This is a genomic window from Fusicatenibacter saccharivorans, from assembly GCF_015557635.1.
In the GTDB taxonomy this organism is placed as follows: Bacteria; Bacillota; Clostridia; order Lachnospirales; family Lachnospiraceae; genus Fusicatenibacter; species Fusicatenibacter saccharivorans.
Genome location: NZ_JADNOP010000046.1, coordinates 1 through 1,628 on the forward strand (window position 1 = coordinate 1; position 1,628 = coordinate 1,628).

The 1,628-nt window shown below is 41.1% G+C and carries 1 protein-coding gene; it reads left to right on the forward strand.

Going from position 1 to position 1,628, the window contains the following annotated elements:
• Nucleotides 1–294: 294 nt before the first annotated feature.
• On the forward strand, nt 295–1,500 hold the full coding sequence (locus I2G42_RS16180) for an IS110 family RNA-guided transposase (protein ID WP_008706871.1): 1,206 nt from the start codon (nt 295–297) through the stop codon (nt 1,498–1,500).
• The last annotated feature ends 128 nt before the right edge of the window (nt 1,501–1,628 follow it).

Below are 1,628 nucleotides of genomic sequence, written 5' to 3' on the forward strand. Positions count from 1 at the left end.
ATCTACTACAATATATTTATGGTTAATATCCCTTACAGCCAGTAAGGAATTATCCATCTTGTTGCTTAAGCTGTTAAAATGTATGGAGCAATCGGTATATCGTCTTATTCATCTTGGACTTCGCGTCCGTTGCCGAGACTGATAACCAGCTCCTCATTTGCAGCGTTCGTTTTATGCAGGTTGAACTGCCTTCGGTACGTTCGTGTCACACCACAGTAGATGGAATAGGCAATGAGTAAAACTGGTCTTTATCCATTGCATAATCTGATTTTAAGGAGTGACAAATTTATGAATATGAATGCAGTAGGTATTGATGTTTCCAAAGGAAAAAGCATGGTTGCTATCCTTCGTCCTTATGGTGAGATCATTTCAAAACCATTTGAAGTCAAACACACAGTCAGTGGGATTCGCTCTCTCATTGAGCAGATCCAATCCATTGATGGCGAATCTCGTATTGTCATGGAACACACCGGTCGTTATTACGAACCTCTTGTCCGTGAACTTTCGAAAGCTGACCTTTTTGTATCTGCCATAAATCCCAAACTCATCAAAGATTTTGGAGACAACTCTCTCCGCAAAGTAAAGTCCGATAAAGCGGATGCAGTAAAAATTGCACGCTATACTCTTGACAGTTGGACGGAACTCAGACAGTATAGTCTCATGGATGAAATTCGTAATCAACTGAAAACCATGAACCGCCAGTTTGATTTTTACATGAAACATAAAACCGCTATGAAAAATAATCTAATCAGCATCCTTGACCAAACTTATCCGGGAGCTAACACTTATTTTGACAGCCCTGCCCGTGAGGATGGAAGTCAAAAATGGGTTGACTTTTCAGCCACCTACTGGCATGTGGATTGTGTTCGTAAACTCTCTCTAAACGCCTTTATCGACCACTATCAAAAGTGGTGTAAACGCAGGAAGTACAACTTCAGCCGTTCAAAAGCTGTTGAAATCTATGAAGCATCTAAGGAGCTTGTTTCTATACTTCCAAAAGACGATCTGACAAAGTTAATCATCAAACAGGCTGTAGAACAATTAAATACGGCTTCACAGACTGTGGAACAGCTTCGTACCATGATGAATGAGGCTGCTTCTAAACTGCCGGAATACCCTGTTGTCATGGCTATGAAAGGTGTAGGTAAATCGCTTGGTCCACAGCTTATGGCAGAGATTGGTGATGTCTCCCGATTTACCCACAAAGGAGCCATTACAGCCTTTGCAGGCGTTGATCCCGGCGTAAATGAATCCGGTTCATATGAGCAGAAAAGCGTTCCTGCTTCCAAGCGCGGTTCCAGTACTCTTCGTAAAACTCTGTTTCAAGTCATGGATGTTCTCATCAAAACAAAGCCACAGGATGATCCTGTCTACTTGTTTATGGATAAGAAACGAGCACAAGGAAAGCCTTATTACGTCTACATGACAGCCGGTGCGAATAAGTTTCTTCGCATCTACTATGGTCGAGTGAAAGAATATCTGTCTTCACTCCCAGAATAAATATCTCGTCAATACCTTTATTTTAGACCAGCGAATATCGGTGGTCTTATTTTAATGTTCAAAATCTTGCAAAAATTTTTGCCTGAAATCATCAATTTGCTATTGACTTTTTATTTGCAGGCTCGGCA